Genomic DNA, 628 nt, shown 5'->3' with positions numbered 1-628 from the left:
CTTCGTGGATATCACCGCCGGTATGGACTACTACGATGACAGCGCCGTATTCCAGTTCGCCGGAGACCCGGATCTGGAAGAAAAAGCCGAAAACACCGGCGCCTTCGTGCAATTCCGCCAAACGCTGTTCCAGCGCCTGGACCTGTCCTACGGCCTGCGTTATGACCAGCAGGATTTCACCGGCACCGATGATTCCAGCCATGAAGACGAAGGCACCAGCAGCAACGTCTTCGCCGAATTTCATTTCAACGAACACTTTGCCATTAATGCCGGTTACGCCGATGTCTGGGGCGGGACTGCGCTGGCCGAGAACTTTATTCTCAACGGCGCCTGGGTCTATAACGACATGAAACCGGTGCAGTCCCACAACCACACCGTGGGTTTCAAGGCTAACTGGAACGGTTTCTTCTTCGAAGCAAATCAGTTCGAAACCGGCCTGCGCGATGCCCGTGTTCCCACTTATCGTGGTGGCCCGGACCTGTTCTCCGACTTTGATATCAACGGCTTCGACACCACCGTTGGTTACCGTGCCGATCTTGGCCGACTTTCTGTTACCTATGCCGATATCGAATCGAAGATGGATGACGAATTCGCCACCTCCTACGACGGCAACTATTTCACCGTGCCT

The 628-nt window shown here is 54.9% G+C and carries 1 protein-coding gene; it reads left to right on the top strand.

Annotated elements, in window-relative coordinates; genetic code table 11:
* Nucleotides 1–628: TonB-dependent receptor domain-containing protein (locus A3730_RS31170; protein ID WP_197477330.1), on the top strand; the 628-nt coding region annotated here is incomplete at both ends.

This window comes from Alcanivorax sp. HI0044, from assembly GCF_001634945.1.
This window is presented reverse-complemented; position numbering and strand designations above follow the sequence as displayed.